Genomic DNA, 19749 nt, shown 5'->3' on the forward strand with positions numbered 1-19749 from the left:
GGCGGATTTTTGTCTGCCTTGAAATCGCGCCAGAGCAACTTGAGCGACGGTCCTATTGGTCCGCCCCGCCAGCAAAGCTATCCGTAGCCTCGCGTCTTCGGCCGGAGCCGATCCTGAGGCGCCAGCCATCGCCGCCAGGCTCAGTCATGGAACTTTTGTTGTTTCGTGATATTGAAAGCCAACTTCACGTAACTTATAAAGATACGATCTTGAGACGAAGAGGCCCGATATGACCCATGACGTAATCATCCTTGGCGGCAGCTACGCCGGCCTTTCCGCCGGCCTTCAACTCGCCCGCGCCCGCAGGAGCGTGCTGGTTATCGACACCGGAATGCGGCGGAACCGTTTCGCCGCGACATCGCACGGTTTCCTGACCCAGGATGGCAGCGCGCCGGCTGAAATCGCCGCCGAAGCCCGCTCGCAATTGATGGAATACCGGTCGGTCGAATGGCTGCAGACTGCCGCCATAAGTGCCGAACGTGTGCAGGATGGCTTCAAGGTCGCCCTGCAGCAGGGCCACGATGTCACTGGCAAACGGCTTGTCCTCGCCACCGGCGTCACCGACGTCCTGCCGGATCTTGACGGGCTTGCCGAACGCTGGGGCAGGAGCGTCTTCCATTGCCCCTATTGCCATGGCTACGAACTCGACCAGGGTAGGATCGGCGTGCTCGCGACGTCGCCCCTTTCGATGCATCAGGCGCTGATGCTGCCGGACTGGGGTCCGACCACCTTCTTTCTCAACGGTGCATTCGAGCCCGACGCGGACCAGCTACAGCAGCTTGCATGGCGCAATGTCACGCTGGAGCACGGGCTTATCGACAGGATCGAGGGTGAACGGGTCGATGTCGTCATGAAGGACGGGCGGGTGTTGCCGATGGACGGCATATTCACCACCACCAGGACGGTGGTCTCGGCGCCATTTTCCGAACAGCTCGGCTGCACCTTGGACGACGGCCCGCTCGGACGCTACATCCGAACCGATGCGATGAAGGCAACGACGGTTCCGGGCGTCTTTGCCTGCGGAGATGCGGCAAGGCCGACGGGGTCGGTCGCGCTCGCCGTTGGAGACGGTGCCATGGCCGGAGCTGCAACCCACCGCTCGCTGATGTTCGACTGACAGCGACTGCAGCGGGTCCGGGCGTCACGCCGCTGGACAATGAAACGGCGGCCTCCCCTAGGCGGCACTATCCATGCTATCAGATGCGAAACAGGGAAGATTGCCATTGCGCCAGGACGGACGGCTTTCACGGCTGCTGCATGTGTTGCTGCACATGGAAAAGCACGCAGCGCCGATGACATCCGAAACCATTGCCCGGATGCTCGGCACGAACTCCGTCGTCGTGCGCCGGACGATGGCCGGCCTTCGCGATGCCGGTTACGTGTCGTCCGAGAAGGGCCATGGCGGCGGTTGGACGTTGTCGCGGCCGCTTTCCGAGATCACCCTCCTCGACGTCTATCGAACCATCGGCAGTCCCGGCTTCTTCGCCATGGGTGTCGCAACCGACGAACCGCAATGCCTGGTCGAACAGGCTGTCAATTCGGCGCTGGAGCGAACACTCGATGAGGCAGAGACCCTGCTGCTCGCGCGATTGGGCGAGATCGCCATCTCCGATATCGCCGCCGATTTCGAGCAGCGCTATGGCGCTGTCACGGGCAACCGATTGTCCTCGTGCAAAGGTCATCCGACAGAGCCGAGTTGAAGACCTCGTCACTGATTGAACCGGACATCGTTTATTTTTCCGGCTGATGACAGGTTCCCTCAATGAACGTGCGCGAGGATCGCCGCGCGTCGGAGCGTCGTGCGGAGTGAAGCGGTTTCATGCGGGTGCTATTGGTCGAGGACGAGGCAGAACTTGCGGGGGCGCTGAAGACAGCGCTTAGCCAACACCGCATGGTCGTCGATCATGCGCGTGACCTGGCGGAGGCGGCCCTCGTTCTCAGCGATGCGGTCTATGACGTCGTCGTGCTCGATCGGCGGCTGCCGGATGGAGACGGGCTTTCGCTCATCCCGGCGATCAGATTGCGGGGCAACAGCGTGCCGGTGCTTGTGCTGACGGCGCTGGGCGAACTTGCGGATCGTGTCGCCGGACTTGATGGCGGCGCCGACGATTATATCGGCAAGCCCTTCGCATTCGAGGAGCTTCTGGCGCGCCTGCGAGCGCTGGCGCGGCGCCCTGTCGCCGTACAATCCGACGTCGTGGCGGTCGGCCGCCTGTCGTTCGATCTCGCCCATCTTGAAGCCAATGTCGATGGCGTGCCCCTGAAAATGCCACGCCGTGAACTGCTGGTTCTCGAAACCCTGACGCGGCGCATGGGGCGGATGGTGCTGCGTGCGGCCCTCATGGAAGCCGTGTTCGGCCTTGACGACGAAATCCAGTCGAACGCCCTCGATACCCACATATCGCGTGTGCGGAGAAAGCTTCTCGACGCCAATGCAGGCGTCACGATCAATGGCATTCGCGGCGTCGGCTACCTCCTGCGGGAAGCGCAATGATCACCGGCACGCCGCACTCCTTCAAATGGCGGCTCGTCCGCTGGCTGGTGCTCTTCGAAACAGCCGCCATCAGCCTTGTAATCGCCATCGCGGTCGGTCTGCTCTGGGCGACTGGCTATCTTATCGACGGCTACGAGAACGGCAATATCGATGTGCTCACGGACGCGATCGTGCGCGATGGGCAGAACAACCTCGTGGTCCAGGAAACCCCAGAGCTGGCGCGGCTGCGGCGCGAAGTAGGCGAGATCTGGTTCATCGCTCGCGACCGCGCCGGACACAGGCTTTCCGAAGGCGCGGTGCCTCAGGCATTCGCCTTTGCCACGGCCGGTCTCGACCGGATGAACGACGGACGCTTCAGGCTCTCGCCCGACAAGGATTCGCGGCCGGAAGCCGTCGTCAAATGGGTCGATTCCCCCGCGGGGAATATCCAGATCTTCACCGGCACGGAGGGGCAACTCACGCTTCGCCGGCTGCTGCTCGGCACCTCTGGCGCGTTCCTGACCATTTTCGTGCCTATGCTGCTGTTGCTGGCACTCGCCACCATCATCGTCACGCCGATCGTCGTTCGCCGGATGCTGGCCGGTCTCTCGCATGCAGCAGCCCATGCAGCCCATATCGAGTTTGACCAGCAGGGCGTGCAGATGCCGATCAAGGGCGTTCCGGCCGAATTCCTGCCGCTGGTCGAAGCTTTCAACAATGCCCTTAAACGCCTCGACGAGGGATATGCCCGCCACAAGCGCTTTCTCGCCCAGGCGGCTCACGAGTTGCGCACCCCCATTGCAATCCTCAACACGCGGGTAGCAACGTTGCCGCCGAGCGACGGCAAGGCGCGGCTGATCGAGGACACCAATCGCCTGGCGACACTCGCCGGCCAGCTGCTCGACCTGCAGCGCCTCGGCAAACGAACGACCCCGTTTTGCCCGCTCGACCTCAGGGCACTCGCCGAACGCGTCATTGTCGATCTGGCGCCACTTGCCTTTGCCGCCGGATACGAAATGTCCTTCGATCCGGCAGACGAGCCGATGATCGTCCTTGGCGATCATTCGTCGCTCGAACGGGCTTTGACCAATCTCGTGCAGAATGCCATCGAGCATGGCGGTCGTCGCGGCAAGATCACTTTTCGCGTCATGGCGCCGGCGCGCGTCGAAATCTGCGACGAAGGTGACGGCGTTCCACTTGCAGAGCGCGAACGAATTTTCGAGCCGTTCAGCCGGCTTCATCCCGGCGGCAAGGGCGCCGGGCTGGGCTTGAGCTTGGTCAGGGAGATCGTGCACCTCCACGGTGGCCATGTCGCGATCGTCGACGCGACATCGGGCGGCGCATGTTTCAGGATCGACCTGCCGCCGGCATGACGCGCTACTGCATGTTTCCTTAAATCGTATCCGATTCAAGGATAAAAACATGCAGCAATTTAAAGTGCTACAGCGACCTTTGCGCGTCTGATAAGACGCGCGGCGCTGTAAAGAAGCGTGTTCTCTCTGCGCCATGCTCGCCGCTTCGACTTTTCGGCAAGGGGGTCGATCGTAAAGATTGTATTTAATCTTTTCCGGTAAGTTTCCGTTAGCAATTTCACATCAATGGGGTCCCGGCGGTACTGTTGTTCGCCGTCGACAATGTTTTGCGTACGGGTGCTCATGCGTTTTTCAGCTGTGCCAGCAATGTTCCTTGCCTGTCTGGTTTTGGCGGGCTGTACGTCCAGTTCGACGCTGGACACGATCGTGCCGCAGCAGCCGTCGCGCGAAACGACGAGTTCGGTCGTGCCGACGTCTCCCGTGCCTTCGGCCAATGTCGGCGTCGCAGCGGCTCAAGCCGCCCCGCCGCAGGAGGTGCTGGCCTGGGCCGGAGCAGTTCCGGAACCGGAAGCCTTCCGACCGCAGGCTAAGACGGCGGCAACGCCCATGCCGCTGGAGCGGCCCGTTGCCGTGATCGCCCCGGCAACACCCGCGGTCCTGACGACACCGGGGACACGCACGCAGATCTACAGCCATAGCTTCCGCGATGCCAAGCCGATTAATTTCGGCCGCGCATCCCCGCGCAAGATGGCCGTTCATGGTGTCGACGTGTCGCGCTGGCAGGGCGAGATCGACTGGCCCAAGCTGCGCACGCAGGGTGCCAACTTCGCCTATATCAAGGCGACCGATGGCGGCGACCACCTCGATCCGATGTTCAAGAAGAACTGGCGCAAGGCAAAAGAAGCCGGGCTGAAGCGCGGCGCCTACCACTTCTTCTATTGGTGCCGCACGGCCGGCGAGCAGGCCGACTGGTTCATCCGCAATGTTCCAAGAGAAGCCGGCGCTCTGCCGCCTGTCATCGACGTCGAATACAACGGTGAGTCCAGCTGCAAGCGACGCCTGTCGCGCGCCCGTGTGCTTGAAAAGATGCAGGTCTTCATGGACAAGCTCGAGGCGCATTACGGCCAGCGACCGATCATCTACACCGCCCCGGATTTCTATCAGGACAACCTGACCGGCGAACTGCTCGACTATCCGTTCTGGCTGCGCTCGGTGGCAGCTCATCCCTCCAAGAGATATCCAGGCCGCAAGTGGATCTTCTGGCAGTATTCGGGCTCCGGGCTGTCGCACGGCGTCGAAGGCAAGATCGATCTCAATGTCTTCCACGGCAACGAGAACGAATGGCAGAACTGGCTCGCCAGACGGGCGAGCTAGGATTTGCGACAGACGAGGCGCCTGACGTGTGCCTGGCTGGCCTGATCTCTATTTCACAACTGCGTTGCCCCTGAGCCGAAACCTGCTGTGGTGCCGTCCCTATGCACTTGGGCCGCCGCATTGCGCACGGGAGCAGCCGCGCGCTCCAGGCCTAGTTTCAAATCCTGAGTGATTACAACCTGCCTTGCATAAAGGCAGCTCCCCAAATGAAAAAGCCTGCCGCGGGAGGAGGTGCGGCAGGCTTTCAAAGGGATTGAATGGCAACCGGGAGGAGGAGTGTCGCCATTCCGGCAAGCGCTCGTTGGGAGGAGGAGAAAGCGCTTGCACACTCGAAGTCCTGCGGGAGGAGATGCATCGCTTCGATGAGTTGAGTATACAAGAAACCTACCGATTTCGTAGATCTGACTTCGCAGACCAGCCATGCGTGGAGCGCCGGTCAGGCGCTCCGAGGGCACCATGCAGGTTCTACTGCGCCGGGCGTCTTATGAGACGTGCAAAGGTCACTGTAGCACTTTGAATTGCTGCATGTTTCTAAATAGGATTTAGGGAAACATGCAGTGGTCTTGACTGAAGAGACCATAGAAATGCCGGCGCACGGTTGCCCCTTCGCGTGGGCGCGCCCACTAAGTCGGCAAAAAACGATAATATTCCAAATGGTTAGTTGAATATTAGCGACCGCGACTGCAAGCGTCACGCCCATGTCACGGGAACGGTCCCACAAACCGTGTTATAAAATCCCGTCATCGCGTGTCTCGGACATCCCTCCGCCATCGGTTGTGGATGCGAGAAGCATTGAAAGCCCATGCAAATCGGAAAGGATCGGCGGACTATGCCCCGCTACATGTACCATATCCATGCGGCCGGCGTGACGAGCCGCGATCAGGCCGGCAAACAGCACCCCAATGACGGCCGTGCGGTCGCTTACGGACAACTCATCGTCGACGAACTCGCCGAGGAATACGAATATCGGGGCGCGATCGTCGACGTCCTATCCCCGAGCGGGCGCCTGATCGCGCGTCTGGTTTCGAGCCGGGCGTTCCCGCCGTGGCTGCAATCCACACCACCCGAGCAGCGCGCGCTTCACTGATCCGCGTTCGGAAGTCTGTGCGGAGGCCGTCGCAATGGCCTCCGCTTGGACAATGCCAGTGAACGGGTTGGTTGAGGAAACATGCTTGGTATCGGCCATCGTCCGCTGGAACCGCTCCATAGGGTAGAAGCCGCGCGCTACGGCTCTCGCTGCGCGAATGAGCTAGCGCCGTCTCGCGCGTGACACAAGCACGTTGCGGATCGAAAAGCTGGAATGAATGCGCAACACGCCCGGGAGCTTCGCAAGGATTTCCTTGTGGATGCGCTCGAAGTCGCCGGCATTTTCGACCTCCACCCGCAACAGATAATCGGACCCGCCGGTCATGAGGTAACATTCCTGGATTTCCGGGTGTTTCCGCACCGCCGCCTCGAAGCGATTGAGGTGCTCCTCCGTCTGGCGTTCGAGCGTGATGTTGATGATCACCGCAATGGCGTTGTCGCCATCGGCGTTTCCGACCAGCGCCGTATAACCGCGGATCACGCCGCCCTGCTCCAGCAGATTGATGCGCCTCAGGCAGGCCGAAGGTGACAGCCCCACCTCGGCGGCGAGCTTTGTGTTGCTCATGCGCGCATTGAGACGCAGCAGACGAATGATGTTGCGATCGATCGCATCCAAACCGGACATGCAGATTCTTTCATTTTCCCGCCGATAATTCTTAAGATCAGCGAATACTCGAATATTCAAGCGCTACTTCGCATGATCGTGCTCGATTATTTCACTATGTTCGAGCGCAACTTCTGCCGGGTTTGGGGGCTGGTAACAGCGAGCATTTTGCGCGTACCTCAGCCCGTTTGACGATCGATCTGTGATCCTGAGGATGCGATGAAGATTACCATATTGGGCGCCGGTGTGATCGGCGTCACCTCCGCATATTATCTTGCCAAGGCGGGTCACGAGGTGACCGTCCTCGATCGGCAGTCCGGCCCTGCTCTGGAAACGAGCTTTGCCAATGCCGGCGAAATTTCTCCCGGCTATGCCTCGCCGTGGGCGGCACCCGGCATCCCGCAGAAGGCACTCAAGTGGCTGTTCATGAAGCACGCGCCCTTGATCATCCGCCCGATGGTGGACGCTGCCACCTGGCGCTGGATGACGGCAATGCTGCGCAACTGCACCTCGGCGCGTTACGCCGTCAACAAGGGGCGGATGGTCCGCCTTGCCGAATACAGCCGTGATTGCCTGATTGCGCTACGCGGGGAAACGGGCATTGCCTACGATCACCGCACGCAGGGCACCCTGCAGCTCTTCCGGACCGCCAAGCAACTCGACGGCATCGGCAAGGATATCGAAGTGCTGAAGGCCGATGGCGTGCCCTTCGAAGTGCTCGACCCGGCCGGCTGCGTGGCCGCTGAACCAGGCCTGCAACCGGTCCGCGACAAGATCGTCGGCGGCCTTCGGCTGCCGAATGACGAAACCGGCGACTGCTTCAAGTTCACCAACGAACTGCAGAGACGCGCCGAGGCTCTCGGCGTGCAGTTCCGCTTCGGCGTCGATATCCGCCGGCTTCGACAGGAGGGCAACCGCATCGTCGCCGTCGAGACGGCAGAGGGCGAGATCCGTTCCGACATCTTCGTCGCCGCCCTCGGCAGCTATACGCCGGCGCTCCTAAAGCCGCTCGGCCTTCGCCTGCCCGTCTATCCCGTTAAGGGCTACTCCATCACCGTTCCGATCGTCGACGAGACGCGGGCGCCGGTATCGACGATCATGGATGAGACCTACAAGATCGCCATCACCCGGCTTGGCGATCGAATTCGCGTCGGCGGCATGGCGGAGATCGCCGGCTTCAGCAGTGCCCTTCCCCAGACACGTCGCGCGACGCTCGAACATTCGGTCGAAGACCTGTTCGGCGGCGCTGGCAACCAGAGGCAAGCAACCTTCTGGTCCGGCTTGCGGCCGATGACGCCGGATGGAACACCGGTGGTCGGTGCAACGCGCTTCGCCAACCTGTTCCTCAACTCCGGGCACGGCACGCTCGGCTGGACCATGGCCTGCGGCTCGGGCCGCGTGCTGAGCGATCTGATCAGCGGCACTAAGCCCGAGATCGAAACGGCGGACCTGGCGATCAGCCGATACCACTGATGGGCATTCGTATCGCTTCGATGCCGAGCGTAAACGTCAGAACATACTGGTGATCCGCCGGGCCGTCACGAGTCCGCCTCGCCGGAGATCTGGCGTTGAACGCGCAAGCGGCATCCCCTTGCCCGTGCGTTGCAGGAACTGTCGATAAGCCGGATGCTCGATGAGAAGCCGTCGGCCAAGGCCTGACAAAAAGTCGACATCGTCGGGCTTCAACGTCAGGCGGTTGTGCAGCCGCATGATGCGTTTTGCCGTTGGCGGATCGGCGGTATCGGCGAGCGCCAGGCGAACGATGCCGACATCGAGATCGCGACAGCCTTTGCCGGAACGCTGAGTGGCGCAGCGCCATCTGATGACCTGATCACGCCAGACGGGCAATCGATTTTGCAGGGCATCGAAGCTCTGGAAGTTCGGAATGTTGATCATCGCATCGATCGCGGCCACGATCGCATCGGGGGCTTTCGGGCTCTTTGCATTGATGGAAAGATCACCTCCAACCCGCGTCGAGGCATCGACGACGATGACCAGCAGGTGCCGGAGCCGTCGCGCGCGGGCGGCAGGAAGCGGTTCCGGCGCTGGCCGGCCCATCAGATGCAGCAGGCTCTGTGTTCCGATGCCATCGACCAGGCCGCCGTCGTATAATTTGAGATAGTTCAGATCCGGCGCCGTCTCGTAGCGGCCGAGCGCATTCCAATATTCGCGCTCGACAAGCGACGTCGCGCCACGAGCAGACGACTGTGCTCGCGGGCTTCCGCCATCGCCTGGCAAACAGCTTTTGCTGAAGTTCTGCAGGGTGACCGGCGCAAACACCACCGGGACAGCAGCGGACGCCGCCACGGCATAGGCCAGCGGATAATCATTGTAGTTGCTGCAGATCGCGGCAAAGGACGGACGATCGAAAATGAACGGGTTGCGATTGTAGAGGTCGGTGGCGTGGATCACCAGCCGAGGACGGTCAGGACGGCTCGTGTCGCCAAGTGTCGCGCCCCGGAAGAGCTTGCGATCGAGCCAGGACGGGAACCCCGAGAGGTCGTTCATGCCACCCTGATAACCGCGCAGCAGATTTTGCGGCGTGAAGGCCGTGTGCAGCGAGGCTTCCACATCCTGACCGAGAAAATTCCGGCGAAAATCGTCAAGACCGGTCCGCCCGCGAAGTGCGAAATGGGAGGCAAGGACCGCACCGCCCGAAACCCCAGCAACGACTGCGACGTCATCGGCGAGCATTCGGTTCTGACCACCGGGCGAAGGCTGATCAGCCAGGGCGGACAGGACGCCATAGCCGAAGGCGGCAGATCTGGCACCACCGCCGGAAAAGGCAATGATGATGCCGACGTCGCCAAAGTTTTGCGCGTCCCGGAGCTGGATGCTCCCGGTGGTGAAGACAAGTGGCTTGTTGGTCGGGCGCGTATCAGGCGCCATGCAGCCGGACAAGATCATGGCGCCGACAGGGACGCCTCTCCTCAGGACGCGGCCGGCGGTGATCCATAACCGCCGCAAATCGCGAACATCTGACCGCACGAGATGCCACCTGTCCCATCGTTCTCCGCAGTTCACCGCCATCTCGCTCCGTCCGCGGGCTGATCCAGCCGGGCCGACATTGATGTCGGCGCCGACCGTTCGAACACCTTACGGATCTAGATTGAGACAGCATGGCATGCCGCGGCGGGCGAAGCGAAAGCGGCGGCTCCGGCTTGGAGTCAGGCTCCCTCCGACAACGGTTTCTGGAAGATGGGATGCCTCACCCGGCACCGTGGCCGAGCGGTTCTATCACTGAGGTAACATGACTCTGGCCGCGACAGATGCCTTTATACCCGCCCGTCGTACCGATTATCCTAGGCGCCGCCGCGTTCGTGGCATTAACCGCAGGCAGTCCCACACCAAGGCGTACAGTGCTCTTTCATTGGAAAGCAACCGCTCGGCATCGACTTTGCGCGCCACCAATCGCGGTGGCCTTCGGGGTCAATGGGACTTCGCCCTCGTCGGCTCGGATCGTTTCCGCCCGCCATCGAGATTCAAGCTGAGCTGCACACCGCGGCTCAGTTTCGGCAAGGGTGCCGTGAGGTCGATACGACCAAAAATCTGCTTGCGCCGCTCGCTGTCGCGCTCTCGCTTCAGGCGGGAGTCGGCGACGGCTGCCAGTGCGCGATTGATGATGTCAGTGCGGGTCATCGTTCATCTCCACATCTGTTCTCTTTTTGTTCTATTTTTAGCAGAATGTCAAGTGAACAGATTCCAGGTCGAGAACAGCGGCAACGCAAGCCGGTCGGCGCGACAGCAGCGCGTGAGCGGCGGGTCACCCCGGCAGCCGCTAAAGCGCGTCGCGATCTCCAGGATTCGCTTGTTGCGCTTTAAGCCCTGGTTTTTGCGCATGTCGTCATCGCAAAACCGCTGCGCACTGCACGACATGCTTTAGAACGTGACCTTCACGGAACTGGCGCTGCGGTTGGCCGGCCCGTGAAACACCGCCTCAATGTTGTTGCCATCGGGATCGAGCAGGAAGGCGGCGTAGTAACCTGGGTGATAGGGGCGTTCGCCGGGTGGCCCATTGTCCTTACCGCCGTTTTCAACGCCGGCCTTGTGAAAGGCGTCGACCATGGTGCGGTCCCGGGCCTGGAACGCGAGATGATGGCGCCCGGTCAGCTTTCCCTGGGCCGCTTTGCTATCGGCGGTCGACACGAAAAGCTCGTCGGCCCAGAAGTAGTCTTTGCCCTCGCCTCCCATCGGCACATCGAGAGCTTGAAACACGGCTTCGTAAAACCTCCGGCTGGCGCCGAGATCCTTGATCACGAGTTGAATATGGTCGATCAGCCGACCGCGATGCAATTCCATCCGGAAATCCTCCGTTCGCAATCGGCAGAAATTTAGGTCCGACCTGAGGTCCGTCAATGGTGGCGGAGCATCGGCACCTTGGCCGCCTCAGGTCTCCGGGGCCGAAGACAGGATTTGGACGATGTGATTGTAAGGGCTTGAAATAGCCGCAATCGCTCGCCATATGGGGCGCAACGAATTGATCGTTGAGCATAGACAGTCTCGGTGAGACGGATGTGTTCCGGTCAGAGTTTGCGCTAAACCGCTGACCACGGATGTACTGGCAGGGTAAAGCAGCGAACGGGAAAAGGTCGGCATTGCCGGCCTTTTTTGTTTTGGGATCCCTCTGCCTCATCAAAATCCGAACAGATCGGTTGCGCTCGACTGCCTTTGTCTGGCAGAAGACCCGGGAACGCGATCGCCATCAGTTTTAGGGTGGGGTCGGGCGGGCGATTGACGTCTACCTCGCTGCCACGAGACCACGTGGCCGTTCACGAATTTTCCGCGGCATGAGCCGTCGGAATGGCGGCGCCGCTGACATGCGAAAGAGCCATGATCTCATTCAGACCTATGCTTGAGAGCGAGTATGCTGGATATCTCGCCTATTTCATCCCCGACTATGCCACGGAGATCGCCGCCAACTACGGGCTCCCCGACGCAGACGCCCTCGCCCAGGCAACCGGTGAAATCGCCGAGGACCTGCCGCAAGGCGTCGGCACGCCAGGCAACGTCCTGCTGTGTCTGATCGACAGCGAAAGCGCCGAGCATGTCGGCTATCTCTGGTATCGACCGGACGCAAAGGGCCGCTCCGCCTTCATCAGCGATTTCCATATTCTGCCCACCCACCAGGGAAAAGGCCTTGGAAAGCTCGCGATCGAAGCACTTGAGGCCGAGCTCTTGGCAAACGGGTTCGACCAGATCAAGTTGCGCGTCGCCGAGGACAACCGGCGCGCCCGGCATGTCTATGAGGCAACAGGGTTTCGGGTCACCGGCACCAATATGAGCAAGACGCTCAAGCCGCGCTAGAACTCAACGCATACACAGATACGGCATCGGCGGTTGCCCCCGGTTACGATCCCATGCGGAACTTATGCCGGCCGTCGTCGTTGGTACCTTGCTGCTGCATGTTTCCTTAAATCCTATTCGGTTTAAGGATAAAAACTTTGCAGCAATTCAAAGTACTACAGCGGCCTTTGCGCGTCTAATACGACGCGCGGCGCTGTAGAACAAACGAGGTGCAAAAAATGGCCAATGACATTCAGCGATCCGTCGAAGACCAGATCTCCGAGCTGCGGGCACAGGTTGCCGATCTGACACGATCGATTTCCGTGCGCGCTGGCGAGGCTGCAGGCAGTGCCGCCGATCTGGCGGAGGACGCAACAGGACGGGTGCGCTCGGCCGCACGTGTTGTGCGTGCACAGGGACAAAGCGTTGTCGAAGCGGCAAAGGACAATCCCGGCACCGCGACGACGGTCGTCAGCACGGCCGGACTGATCGGCTTTGCCATCGGAGTCCTTGTCGGCGTGTCCTTCCAAAGCAACGCGCGGTGGCGATAACAGGCAAAGCCTGAGGTTGACCGCTTCCGTCAACCACAGGGTCGGGCGCCCTCTATTGCATCGGCATATTCACCAACAGGGTGCCGACCATCCCAAGGCCAGTCAGGATGAAATGGGTGATCTGCATGGTCTCCTGACGGACATAGTAGGCAAACCAGGCACCGCCGAGCAGCATGATCAGGCTGAGAGCGATGAAGGCTGCGAGAGCGAGGTTCGCCCATATCATCGCGGCGGCACCGTCCGATAGTCCGAAGAATGTGCCGATAAGCATGATGGCGGCCGCCGCCAAAAGCATCATGGTTGCCACCTCCATCACCAGAACGAAGCTGAAGACCATACGATGCCACACAGCGTTCGTTACACGGCGCGACAACAGCGGTGTACGGATGGGCGGTTCCTGATCGAAGAGCTGCATGCCCATCAGCATACCAACCGCAAAGACGCCATTGCGAAATGCGACGACGTTGTTGAGGACGATAACGGCAAGCCAGAGCGCGAGCCCGGAGAGCAGTACGGCTTTGATCAGAAGAAGCGAGGTTGGTTGAGTCATTTCGATATCACCATGGGTTGGGCCTGCACGCTCAAGCGCGATACCTTGATGACGATCGGCAGTGGCCGCCCGTGACACCCGAATGACGCTTTTTTCGCTCAGCGTCGCTTTTTCCATGCGGACGGAGGCTGTCCACAGCTTGAGCAATAAGTTGGGGATCAACCGGCAGCCCGCGATGTGCCCGCTCCCGACGCGTCTGGACGCCTTATTGAGGCCACGAAAGCAGTGGCACCATTCCTGTCGGCGGGCCTAAGACCCATTGCCTTGCGCGGGATCGAACGAGGGCCTGCGCAAGGCATGATCGGCAAGGCGCCTGTCGCCAGTATCTATCAGAGCGAGTGATGTCAGAGGCCGCCTATTACGGCTATGGCGCTTGCCTGCGCAATTCGGCGATTAGCGGCGTCGTTGAGTCAGCGCCATGCCTGCCAGGATCAGAACCACGCCAAGGGCGCTTGCAAGGAAGGTTGCGGATGTTCCCCGCAACAGATCGAGCGCCACGCCCGAGACCATCTGCCCGCCGATCACCAGCAGGGCGGTATTGACGGCACCGATGCGCGCGATGAGCCAGCTGCCGGCGGCAACGAAGACCACACCGATCGAACCACCGAGATAGGCGTGCCAAGGCGCGTCCGCAGCGCCCGCCGGGATCAGCCCGCCGACCGACAGCCCAAGAATGCTCAACGCGACGAAGCCGACGACATGGTTCCAGAACGATGCGATCAGCGGTGACGTCGAGAGACTGAGCCGGCCATTGACCTGCCGGCTGACACCAACAAGCACACCGGCGAGACAGGCGAGAAGGATCGGCAAGGTCATGCGCTGCCTCTGCCGAACAGGATGATAAGGGCGCTGCCGGCAACGATCAGTGCCATGGCTGCCAGATCGCGGCGATCCGGGCGGCGCATCGGCAGGCCGAACAGCCCCCAGCGATCCGCAGCGATGCTGAATACCACCTGGCCCGCCAGCCCCAAGGCAAGAGTCCCGGATAGTGCAAGCGGTGAGTTCACGGCAAAAGAGGTCAACATGACGGTCACGCCGCCGGAAATCCCGCCAAGATAGGCCCAGAGCGGCGCATGCGGTTTCGTCCCGGCATTCCGGTTGCGCCAGGGATAAAGCATGGCGAGCATCACAAGCGCCGCCACAGTCCCCGTGCCATGCGCCGCCCAGGACGAGAACAACGCGTTGCCGTAGCGTCCCAGTTCGCCGTTGAAGTGAACCATGAGGGTCAAGAGCCCGCCGGTACCAAAGGCGGCCAGGAGATGCAGCGGATTGAGTGGGTGCCCGGAGGGACTGGTCATGAAGGGGTGCTCGCAACAGAATCGGTCATGCGACAATCATCACCTGCCGATTGCCTTTCCTCCAGAGACTTCGATGACAGACTGACAGCTTTCACTCGGTTTCGCCCAACAACCCGACTGGCTGCAGTTTCGCCTTGCGATGTTCTGCGCGGGGCCGCCCGGCGGCGTCTACGGCGTGGGCGCCACAGGCGGCATCACCTATATGAGGACGATACACCACCGGCTGCAATACGAACTGCGCGATCACGCCCGCTTTCCCGGCGTGATCCCGGGCAGCCGAAACATTCAGCGCCCGGGGATCCAGGTGATGAAGCGGACGAGTTTGTCCGTCAGCCCCTTGTACGGCGGCGAGATCAAATCGCTCGGCGCCGGATCATATTTTCTGAGCACCGACATCGACTTGGAAAAGGTCAGGAACCCTTCCCTGCCGTGGTAGTGGCCCATGCCGCTTGCCCCGACACCGCCGAAAGGCACGTCGTTGCAGGCAAACTGGTAGAGTGTATCGTTGATGCAAGCGCCACCGGCAACGATGCGGGCGAGGATTGCTTCGATCTCGGCTGCACCTCTGCTGAAGCAATAAAGCGCCAGCGGCCGATCGCGACCGAGCACATAGCCGATCGCCTCGGCCGTGGTGCGATAGCTGATGACCGGCAGGATCGGCCCGAAGATCTCCTCGCGCATAACCGCGCTGTCTTGGCCGGGATCGAGCACTACGGTAGGCTCGAGCATTCGCACCCGCGACGGTGGCATCTGTTTCATGTCCAGCAGCGAGACCAGTTCGTGTCCGCGTGCCCGCGCATCGTTTACCAGACTGGCGAGGCGGTCGTGCTGGGCTTCGTTGATGATCGACGTGTAGTCCTCATAACCGTTGCCGGCACCGTAGCGCTCGCCCATCTGCTGCTTCAGCAAGCCGACGAAGGCATCGCGTTTGCTCTCATGAACAAGGACATAGTCCGGCGCGATGCAGGTTTGGCCGGCATTGAAGAACTTGCCGGTGGCGATGCGGTTCGCAGCACGCGGCAAATCCGCCGTCTCCCCGACGATGGCGGGTGATTTGCCGCCGAGCTCCAGCGTGACCGGGGTCAAATTTTGAGCGGCAGCCGCCATCACCTTACGGCCAACGGCGGTGGAGCCGGTGAAGAACAGATGGTCGAACGGCAGGGCGGAAAAGGCCGCCGAGAGATCAGCACCGCCGAGCACCACCGTCGCGCGCGTGTCTGGGAAAACATCGGCGATGAGCGTGCGCAAAAACTCCGACGTGCGCGGCGTATGTTCGGACGGCTTGAGAAGCACATGATTGCCGGCACCGATCGCCGCGACCAGAGGCGCGAGCGCCAGATTGACCGGGTAGTTCCACGGCGAAATGATCCCGACGACACCAAGCGGAACGAACCGAATTTCTGCCTTTGCCGGCCAGAGCTTCCATCCGGCCGCCCGGCGTTCGGGCTTCATCCAGGCCTTGAGCCTGGCCAGCGTGTGGTCGATCTCCGAAAGAACCACGCTTCCTTCGCCGAGCAGCGTTTCATGGACTGAGCGATGGCCGAAATCGGCGCTGACCGCCTTCGACATCTCATCCAGGCGTTCGCGGAAAAGACGGCGCAGACGCTTCAGATCGTCCCGCCGTTGCTCGTAGGACGGACGCTGTTCGAGCCAGGCGGTTCGCACCCGCTCGAAACTCTGCTGCAGCTGAGACGGATGACTATCTTGCATGCGCATTGCCTTCGGTCGAGCGCGCTAACAGCCATTGCGCCGTGTAGTAGGTGCCCAGCACCCAGACGGCATTATAGGGAATGTTCCAGCGGAACCGCCCATAGGCAAGCAGCGTGTCGCTGACCATGAAGAACAGGCCGCCGCGGGCTGCCGATCGCGCGGCGGATTTCTGCGGCGCTCCAACCGCCAGCTGTCGGTTGCGGGAAATCGCCTGTGCGGTCATTGCAGCCAGCGCCAGCGCATAGATGACAACGGGAATGCGCATACCGGGCGGCAAGGACGACCACAATCCGGCAATGACGATTACGCCGATCACTGCGAAGAGGGCGAATATTCCCTTGTCGGCGGCAAAGCGGCTGTCGCGGGTCAGCGCCCAGATATAGGCGCAGTGGGTCAGGAGAAAGCAGACGAGGCCGGCGAGGAAATAGTCGCCCGGCAGCATCAGAAAGAAGTCGCCTGCCGCCGCAAAGGCGAGCCCGGTGACAATCGCCAGCCCATAGGCCCGCGATGGCGGGCCTATGTTGCGTAGAACAGCAAGGAGCAAAAGTATCGTTGCCGTCGGCTTGGTGACGTAATGCAACCACCGCCAGCCGGAATGATCGCCGCCGGCCAAAAGACTGCCGATGATGGCGAGAACCGCGCAAACGGCAAACAGCGCATAGATCCATGCGTTGTTTCGCGCGCTCAATGTGCTGCTTTGACCCATGCCCGTCCCTCGTTATCAGCGAGACTGGCTCGCCCTTATTGCCCAACAACGACCGCCATCGCCGATCCGCAACCGTTCATTCGAGGGACTGTAGTCAAGCCCCGGATATTGTCCATAGCTGAACAAATATGGAGGCGCTGTTCCTTGCGCGTAAGGCTGAGTGGAATCCATTTCTAGCGCCGCCCGGCATCCGTCTGCATCGGAGAAGCAATTGGTTGGCGATCAGCGGTGTTCGCTACCGGCGAATGCTTTCTATAATTATCACTACATATTTCTGCGGTCAGGGTTGCGGGAGATATTTTTGCTATTTATATAAACTTCACTACAGAAAGGAGTGCTCATGGCGACCAGGGGACGGCCACGTGGTTTCGACCGCGATCTTGCGCTTCAAAAAATCATGGAGGTGTTTTGGGCGAAGGGGTACGAGGCCGCCCAGCTCAACGACCTGACGGCGACCATCGGCATCACGCCGCCGAGCTTCTACGCCGCGTTCGGGTCGAAAGAAGCCGCGTTTCGCGAGGCGGTCAGCCTTTATGCCGCGACAGCAGGATCGGGCCCGATGCGCGCACTCGATGAGGGTGAAACGGCGGGACAGGCGATACGCGCGATGCTTCTCGCCAGTATCGAGGTCGCGCTTAGGGCACCGCAATCGAACGGCTGCCTGTTGATTCTCGGCGTGATGAATTGCCAGCCAGAAACCGGGCCACTCTACGACCTGCTCAAGAGCATAAGGAAAGAAACGGTGGAGCGCGTCCGCGCAAGGCTGGAGCGCGGCGTGGCCGACGGCGATCTCCCGCAAACCACCGACATACCGACACTGGCGACCTATTACGGTGCCATGATGCAAGCCATTTCCATGCAGGCCCGCGATGGCGCGACCCGACAGGACCTCGAAGCCCTCGTCGGTCCATCCCTCGCCGCACTGCAGGGAATACCGACTGCCGATCAAGAAGTCTCAACACCTTGAGAGAGAATATGCTGCTGCCCATCGAAACGACCGTCAACGCTGTGCCCACCCGGACCGGAAAGGTCGTGATACCGGCCGAACTCCAGTCGGATGTGGATCAGTTTCACTACGCGCCCGCGCGCCGTGCCGGTGATTTCGTCTATCTGTCCGGCATTGTTGCCGCAAACGGCGACACCGAACCGATGGACGCCGAAGGATTTCGTCGCGAACTGCGCCGGGTCTTCACGATGATCGAGCGATTGCTGGTTGCGTGCGAGGCACGCCTCGATGACGTCGTCGAACTCCAGATGTTTCATGTGTTCGGAAGTGACCGCCTGGCATTGGACAAGGCGGGGCAACTGGCCGCGATCGCCGCGGTGCGGGACGAGTTCTTTGCTATCCCCTACCCCGCCGCGGTCGAGCTTGCCGTCGCCGACCTCAATCCGGACGGTGGCCTGGTCGAGATCAAGGCGACAGCATTCGCACCGCTTGATTGACGTGCTTTCCGCCCGATCAATAATATCGGGGCGGCCCGTCGAGCGCACCGACGCTTTCATTCGTTTGTTGGCCAGCGGCGCGCGCAGCCCAAGCGACCGTGTCGGTAATGCCGCCGAAGGGGTAGAGATGCAGCAGGATCGTGCCGAAGTCGCGGCCCGCCATGCCGCTTGCAAGCCGGCTCATGAAACGATCCGGCCCTATTTTGTTGACGAGGTTGGCCAGCGAGAACCCGTAATTCCCCACGATCGCCGCGGACGAAACCACACCGAACTGCGACGCAAACCGCAGCAGTCGCTTTACATCCGCGGGCCCAGGCACGCCGATGCGGATCGGTGCATTGATGCCGCGCGCCCTGACCTGAGCGATCCAGTCGACGATCGCATCTGCGTCGAAACCGAATTGCGTGGTGATCTCAACGCTGCAGCCGCGGGCCTTGAGCAATTCGAGCTTCTCCGCGAGTGCCTCCCACAGGCGCGCCTGGCCAATCTTCGGATGGCCTTCCGGGTAGCCGGCAATCCCGACATTGACGATGCTGTGGTCCGAGATGATACCGCCGGCAATCAGATCGAGTGAGTCCTTATAGGGACCGGCTGGCGACGACGGATCGCCGCCCACGAACATGAACCTGGCGGGACGCGCTGCGCTGATCAGGCCCGTGAGCAATTCGTCCCGATCCTGCACCGATTTCAGCCGCCGGGACGAAATGATGGGGACAGGCTCGAAGCCCCATTGCCGGATACACGCGGCTGCCTCGATGCGTTGCGCGTGGCTCTCGTTGCCGAGGAAGGCGATATTGATTGGCGTGCCGGCAGAAATCTCGGATTTCGCAGCTTCGATTTGCCAGATATCCTTGCCGGTAATCTCCAGTGAATAGTCACGAAACAGAGCAGAACCGTGTTGTATGAGCGCGGTCATGAAGATCCTTTGCCGGTGCGACGGGCTTGGGTCGCCTCGAGTCAACGGCGCGAGCTGTCGGGCTCGGGCATGCCTCAATCTAAGGCTTGGTCGAGTTGGAAGCGGGCACGGTTTTCTGCGGCGGCCGAGCCACCATGCCTCCCCGCATGCGGCATTGATCTAGCCGATCGAAATTGCCGCGTCGACGCGCCAAGCGTCGCAGGCCCTCAACGCATCCAGTCCGAGGAAAATAAGGGACGCAAGCGCCGACCTGCCGAATGGCTCCGGGGCTCGAAGCGCGGCGCTCAGCGACAGTGTCCGGGCCGAACGAACAGCGGTCAGAAATAGAAAGCGCCCGCTCGTTTCCGAGCGGGCGCTTCATGAAATCTTTGATGGTCTCAGGCGCGATTAGCGGCCGAAGGCATTGCGGGCAATGCTCGGGATGTCGGCGCGGTCGATGCCG

General features: G+C 61.2%; 22 protein-coding genes. 11 read left to right on the forward strand and 11 right to left on the reverse strand.

Features of this window, described 5'->3' with window-relative positions; translation table 11 throughout:
- The first annotated feature begins 229 nt into the window (after positions 1 to 229).
- From ASD02_RS18900 to ASD02_RS18930, 6 genes are all read left to right on the forward strand, one after another.
- On the forward strand, positions 230 to 1117 hold the full coding sequence (locus ASD02_RS18900) for an NAD(P)/FAD-dependent oxidoreductase (RefSeq protein WP_057220707.1): 888 nt from the start codon (positions 230 to 232) through the stop codon (positions 1115 to 1117).
- Positions 1118 to 1223: 106 nt separating this feature from the next.
- Positions 1224 to 1700, forward strand: coding sequence for an Rrf2 family transcriptional regulator (locus tag ASD02_RS18905; protein ID WP_057220708.1), 477 nt, complete (start codon positions 1224 to 1226; stop codon positions 1698 to 1700).
- Between the two features lie 119 nt (positions 1701 to 1819).
- Entirely contained in the window at positions 1820 to 2494 is a 675-nt protein-coding gene (locus tag ASD02_RS18910; protein ID WP_025428267.1) for a response regulator transcription factor, read from the forward strand.
- Positions 2491 to 3846, forward strand: a complete 1356-nt coding sequence (locus ASD02_RS18915; RefSeq protein WP_057220709.1) for a HAMP domain-containing sensor histidine kinase — start codon at positions 2491 to 2493, stop codon at positions 3844 to 3846. Before ASD02_RS18910 ends, ASD02_RS18915 begins: the two co-directional genes overlap by 4 nt.
- Positions 3847 to 4128: 282 nt before the next feature.
- Positions 4129 to 5160, forward strand: coding sequence for a GH25 family lysozyme (locus ASD02_RS18925; RefSeq protein ID WP_057220711.1), 1032 nt, complete (start codon positions 4129 to 4131; stop codon positions 5158 to 5160).
- Positions 5161 to 5989: 829 nt separating this feature from the next.
- Entirely contained in the window at positions 5990 to 6247 is a 258-nt protein-coding gene (locus tag ASD02_RS18930; protein ID WP_128090487.1) for a hypothetical protein, read from the forward strand.
- A gap of 162 nt (positions 6248 to 6409) precedes the next feature.
- Here the strand turns inward: ASD02_RS18930 and ASD02_RS18935 are convergent, their stop codons facing one another.
- A complete protein-coding gene (locus ASD02_RS18935; protein WP_025428262.1) occupies positions 6410 to 6871 on the reverse strand; it encodes an Lrp/AsnC family transcriptional regulator in 462 nt (153 codons plus the stop codon).
- A 198-nt stretch (positions 6872 to 7069) separates the two neighbouring features.
- On the opposite strand from ASD02_RS18935, the gene ASD02_RS18940 reads away from it, so the two are divergent.
- Positions 7070 to 8323, forward strand: a complete 1254-nt coding sequence (locus ASD02_RS18940) for a D-amino acid dehydrogenase (protein WP_057214645.1) — start codon at positions 7070 to 7072, stop codon at positions 8321 to 8323.
- 36 nt (positions 8324 to 8359) lie between these two features.
- On the opposite strand, the gene ASD02_RS18945 is transcribed toward ASD02_RS18940, so the two are convergent.
- The 4 genes from ASD02_RS18945 to ASD02_RS18960 all read right to left on the reverse strand — a co-directional run bounded on the left by ASD02_RS18945 (position 8360) and on the right by ASD02_RS18960 (position 11149).
- Positions 8360 to 9838 (reverse strand): patatin-like phospholipase family protein, encoded by a 1479-nt coding sequence (locus tag ASD02_RS18945; RefSeq protein ID WP_210178312.1) that lies wholly within the window; start codon positions 9836 to 9838, stop codon positions 8360 to 8362.
- A 441-nt stretch (positions 9839 to 10279) separates the two neighbouring features.
- Positions 10280 to 10489 (reverse strand): hypothetical protein, encoded by a 210-nt coding sequence (locus tag ASD02_RS18950; protein WP_025428259.1) that lies wholly within the window; start codon positions 10487 to 10489, stop codon positions 10280 to 10282.
- Positions 10490 to 10537: 48 nt separating this feature from the next.
- Positions 10538 to 10690 carry a hypothetical protein gene (locus ASD02_RS18955; protein WP_156408418.1) on the reverse strand — a complete coding sequence of 51 codons (153 nt, stop codon included), beginning with the start codon at positions 10688 to 10690 and terminating at the stop codon, positions 10538 to 10540.
- A gap of 39 nt (positions 10691 to 10729) precedes the next feature.
- Positions 10730 to 11149 carry a VOC family protein gene (locus tag ASD02_RS18960; RefSeq protein ID WP_057220714.1) on the reverse strand — a complete coding sequence of 140 codons (420 nt, stop codon included), beginning with the start codon at positions 11147 to 11149 and terminating at the stop codon, positions 10730 to 10732.
- 531 nt (positions 11150 to 11680) lie between these two features.
- Between ASD02_RS18960 and ASD02_RS18965 the strand changes: the two genes are divergently transcribed.
- Positions 11681 to 12154, forward strand: coding sequence for a GNAT family N-acetyltransferase (locus tag ASD02_RS18965; protein ID WP_057220734.1), 474 nt, complete (start codon positions 11681 to 11683; stop codon positions 12152 to 12154).
- Positions 12155 to 12372: 218 nt separating this feature from the next.
- On the forward strand, positions 12373 to 12684 hold the full coding sequence (locus ASD02_RS18970; protein WP_057220715.1) for a hypothetical protein: 312 nt from the start codon (positions 12373 to 12375) through the stop codon (positions 12682 to 12684).
- 52 nt (positions 12685 to 12736) lie between these two features.
- On the opposite strand, the gene ASD02_RS18975 is transcribed toward ASD02_RS18970, so the two are convergent.
- The 5 genes from ASD02_RS18975 to ASD02_RS18995 form a co-directional block, all read right to left on the reverse strand.
- Complete coding sequence (locus ASD02_RS18975; protein ID WP_057220716.1) at positions 12737 to 13351, reverse strand: DUF2165 family protein; 615 nt, start codon at positions 13349 to 13351, stop codon at positions 12737 to 12739.
- A gap of 276 nt (positions 13352 to 13627) precedes the next feature.
- A complete protein-coding gene (locus ASD02_RS18980) occupies positions 13628 to 14050 on the reverse strand; it encodes a DMT family transporter (RefSeq protein ID WP_038577720.1) in 423 nt (140 codons plus the stop codon).
- Entirely contained in the window at positions 14047 to 14532 is a 486-nt protein-coding gene (locus ASD02_RS18985; protein WP_057207383.1) for a DMT family transporter, read from the reverse strand. Before ASD02_RS18985 ends, ASD02_RS18980 begins: the two co-directional genes overlap by 4 nt.
- A gap of 285 nt (positions 14533 to 14817) precedes the next feature.
- A complete protein-coding gene (locus ASD02_RS18990; RefSeq protein ID WP_156408419.1) occupies positions 14818 to 16248 on the reverse strand; it encodes a coniferyl aldehyde dehydrogenase in 1431 nt (476 codons plus the stop codon).
- Entirely contained in the window at positions 16232 to 16948 is a 717-nt protein-coding gene (locus ASD02_RS18995; RefSeq protein ID WP_057220717.1) for a lysoplasmalogenase, read from the reverse strand. Before ASD02_RS18995 ends, ASD02_RS18990 begins: the two co-directional genes overlap by 17 nt.
- 340 nt (positions 16949 to 17288) lie before the next feature.
- Between ASD02_RS18995 and ASD02_RS19000 the strand changes: the two genes are divergently transcribed.
- Positions 17289 to 17915, forward strand: a complete 627-nt coding sequence (locus ASD02_RS19000) for a TetR/AcrR family transcriptional regulator (RefSeq protein ID WP_063978347.1) — start codon at positions 17289 to 17291, stop codon at positions 17913 to 17915.
- Between the two features lie 8 nt (positions 17916 to 17923).
- Positions 17924 to 18391, forward strand: a complete 468-nt coding sequence (locus ASD02_RS19005) for a Rid family hydrolase (protein ID WP_057220718.1) — start codon at positions 17924 to 17926, stop codon at positions 18389 to 18391.
- A gap of 16 nt (positions 18392 to 18407) precedes the next feature.
- Here ASD02_RS19005 and ASD02_RS19010 read toward each other — a convergent pair whose 3' ends face one another.
- Positions 18408 to 19307, reverse strand: coding sequence for a methylenetetrahydrofolate reductase (locus tag ASD02_RS19010; protein WP_063978348.1), 900 nt, complete (start codon positions 19305 to 19307; stop codon positions 18408 to 18410).
- Positions 19308 to 19749 lie beyond the last annotated feature (442 nt).

Source organism: Ensifer sp. Root1252 (assembly GCF_001425885.1).
Classification (GTDB): Bacteria; Pseudomonadota; Alphaproteobacteria; order Rhizobiales; family Rhizobiaceae; genus Ensifer; species Ensifer canadensis.

Coding starts and splice junctions, on each gene's coding strand:
- ASD02_RS18970 (WP_057220715.1), top strand. CDS start 12,373: ATGGCCAATGACATTCAGCGATCCGTCGAAGACCAGATCTCCGAGCTG.
- ASD02_RS19010 (WP_063978348.1), bottom strand. CDS start 19,307: ATGACCGCGCTCATACAACACGGTTCTGCTCTGTTTCGTGACTATTCA.
- ASD02_RS18995 (WP_057220717.1), bottom strand. CDS start 16,948: ATGGGTCAAAGCAGCACATTGAGCGCGCGAAACAACGCATGGATCTAT.
- ASD02_RS19005 (WP_057220718.1), top strand. CDS start 17,924: ATGCTGCTGCCCATCGAAACGACCGTCAACGCTGTGCCCACCCGGACC.
- ASD02_RS18975 (WP_057220716.1), bottom strand. CDS start 13,351: ATGGAAAAAGCGACGCTGAGCGAAAAAAGCGTCATTCGGGTGTCACGG.
- ASD02_RS18925 (WP_057220711.1), top strand. CDS start 4,129: ATGCGTTTTTCAGCTGTGCCAGCAATGTTCCTTGCCTGTCTGGTTTTG.
- ASD02_RS19000 (WP_063978347.1), top strand. CDS start 17,289: ATGGCGACCAGGGGACGGCCACGTGGTTTCGACCGCGATCTTGCGCTT.
- ASD02_RS18900 (WP_057220707.1), top strand. CDS start 230: ATGACCCATGACGTAATCATCCTTGGCGGCAGCTACGCCGGCCTTTCC.
- ASD02_RS18950 (WP_025428259.1), bottom strand. CDS start 10,489: ATGACCCGCACTGACATCATCAATCGCGCACTGGCAGCCGTCGCCGAC.
- ASD02_RS18965 (WP_057220734.1), top strand. CDS start 11,681: ATGATCTCATTCAGACCTATGCTTGAGAGCGAGTATGCTGGATATCTC.
- ASD02_RS18985 (WP_057207383.1), bottom strand. CDS start 14,532: ATGACCAGTCCCTCCGGGCACCCACTCAATCCGCTGCATCTCCTGGCC.
- ASD02_RS18980 (WP_038577720.1), bottom strand. CDS start 14,050: ATGACCTTGCCGATCCTTCTCGCCTGTCTCGCCGGTGTGCTTGTTGGT.
- ASD02_RS18990 (WP_156408419.1), bottom strand. CDS start 16,248: ATGCGCATGCAAGATAGTCATCCGTCTCAGCTGCAGCAGAGTTTCGAG.
- ASD02_RS18935 (WP_025428262.1), bottom strand. CDS start 6,871: ATGTCCGGTTTGGATGCGATCGATCGCAACATCATTCGTCTGCTGCGT.
- ASD02_RS18915 (WP_057220709.1), top strand. CDS start 2,491: ATGATCACCGGCACGCCGCACTCCTTCAAATGGCGGCTCGTCCGCTGG.
- ASD02_RS18910 (WP_025428267.1), top strand. CDS start 1,820: ATGCGGGTGCTATTGGTCGAGGACGAGGCAGAACTTGCGGGGGCGCTG.
- ASD02_RS18960 (WP_057220714.1), bottom strand. CDS start 11,149: ATGGAATTGCATCGCGGTCGGCTGATCGACCATATTCAACTCGTGATC.
- ASD02_RS18940 (WP_057214645.1), top strand. CDS start 7,070: ATGAAGATTACCATATTGGGCGCCGGTGTGATCGGCGTCACCTCCGCA.
- ASD02_RS18955 (WP_156408418.1), bottom strand. CDS start 10,690: ATGCGCAAAAACCAGGGCTTAAAGCGCAACAAGCGAATCCTGGAGATC.
- ASD02_RS18930 (WP_128090487.1), top strand. CDS start 5,990: ATGCCCCGCTACATGTACCATATCCATGCGGCCGGCGTGACGAGCCGC.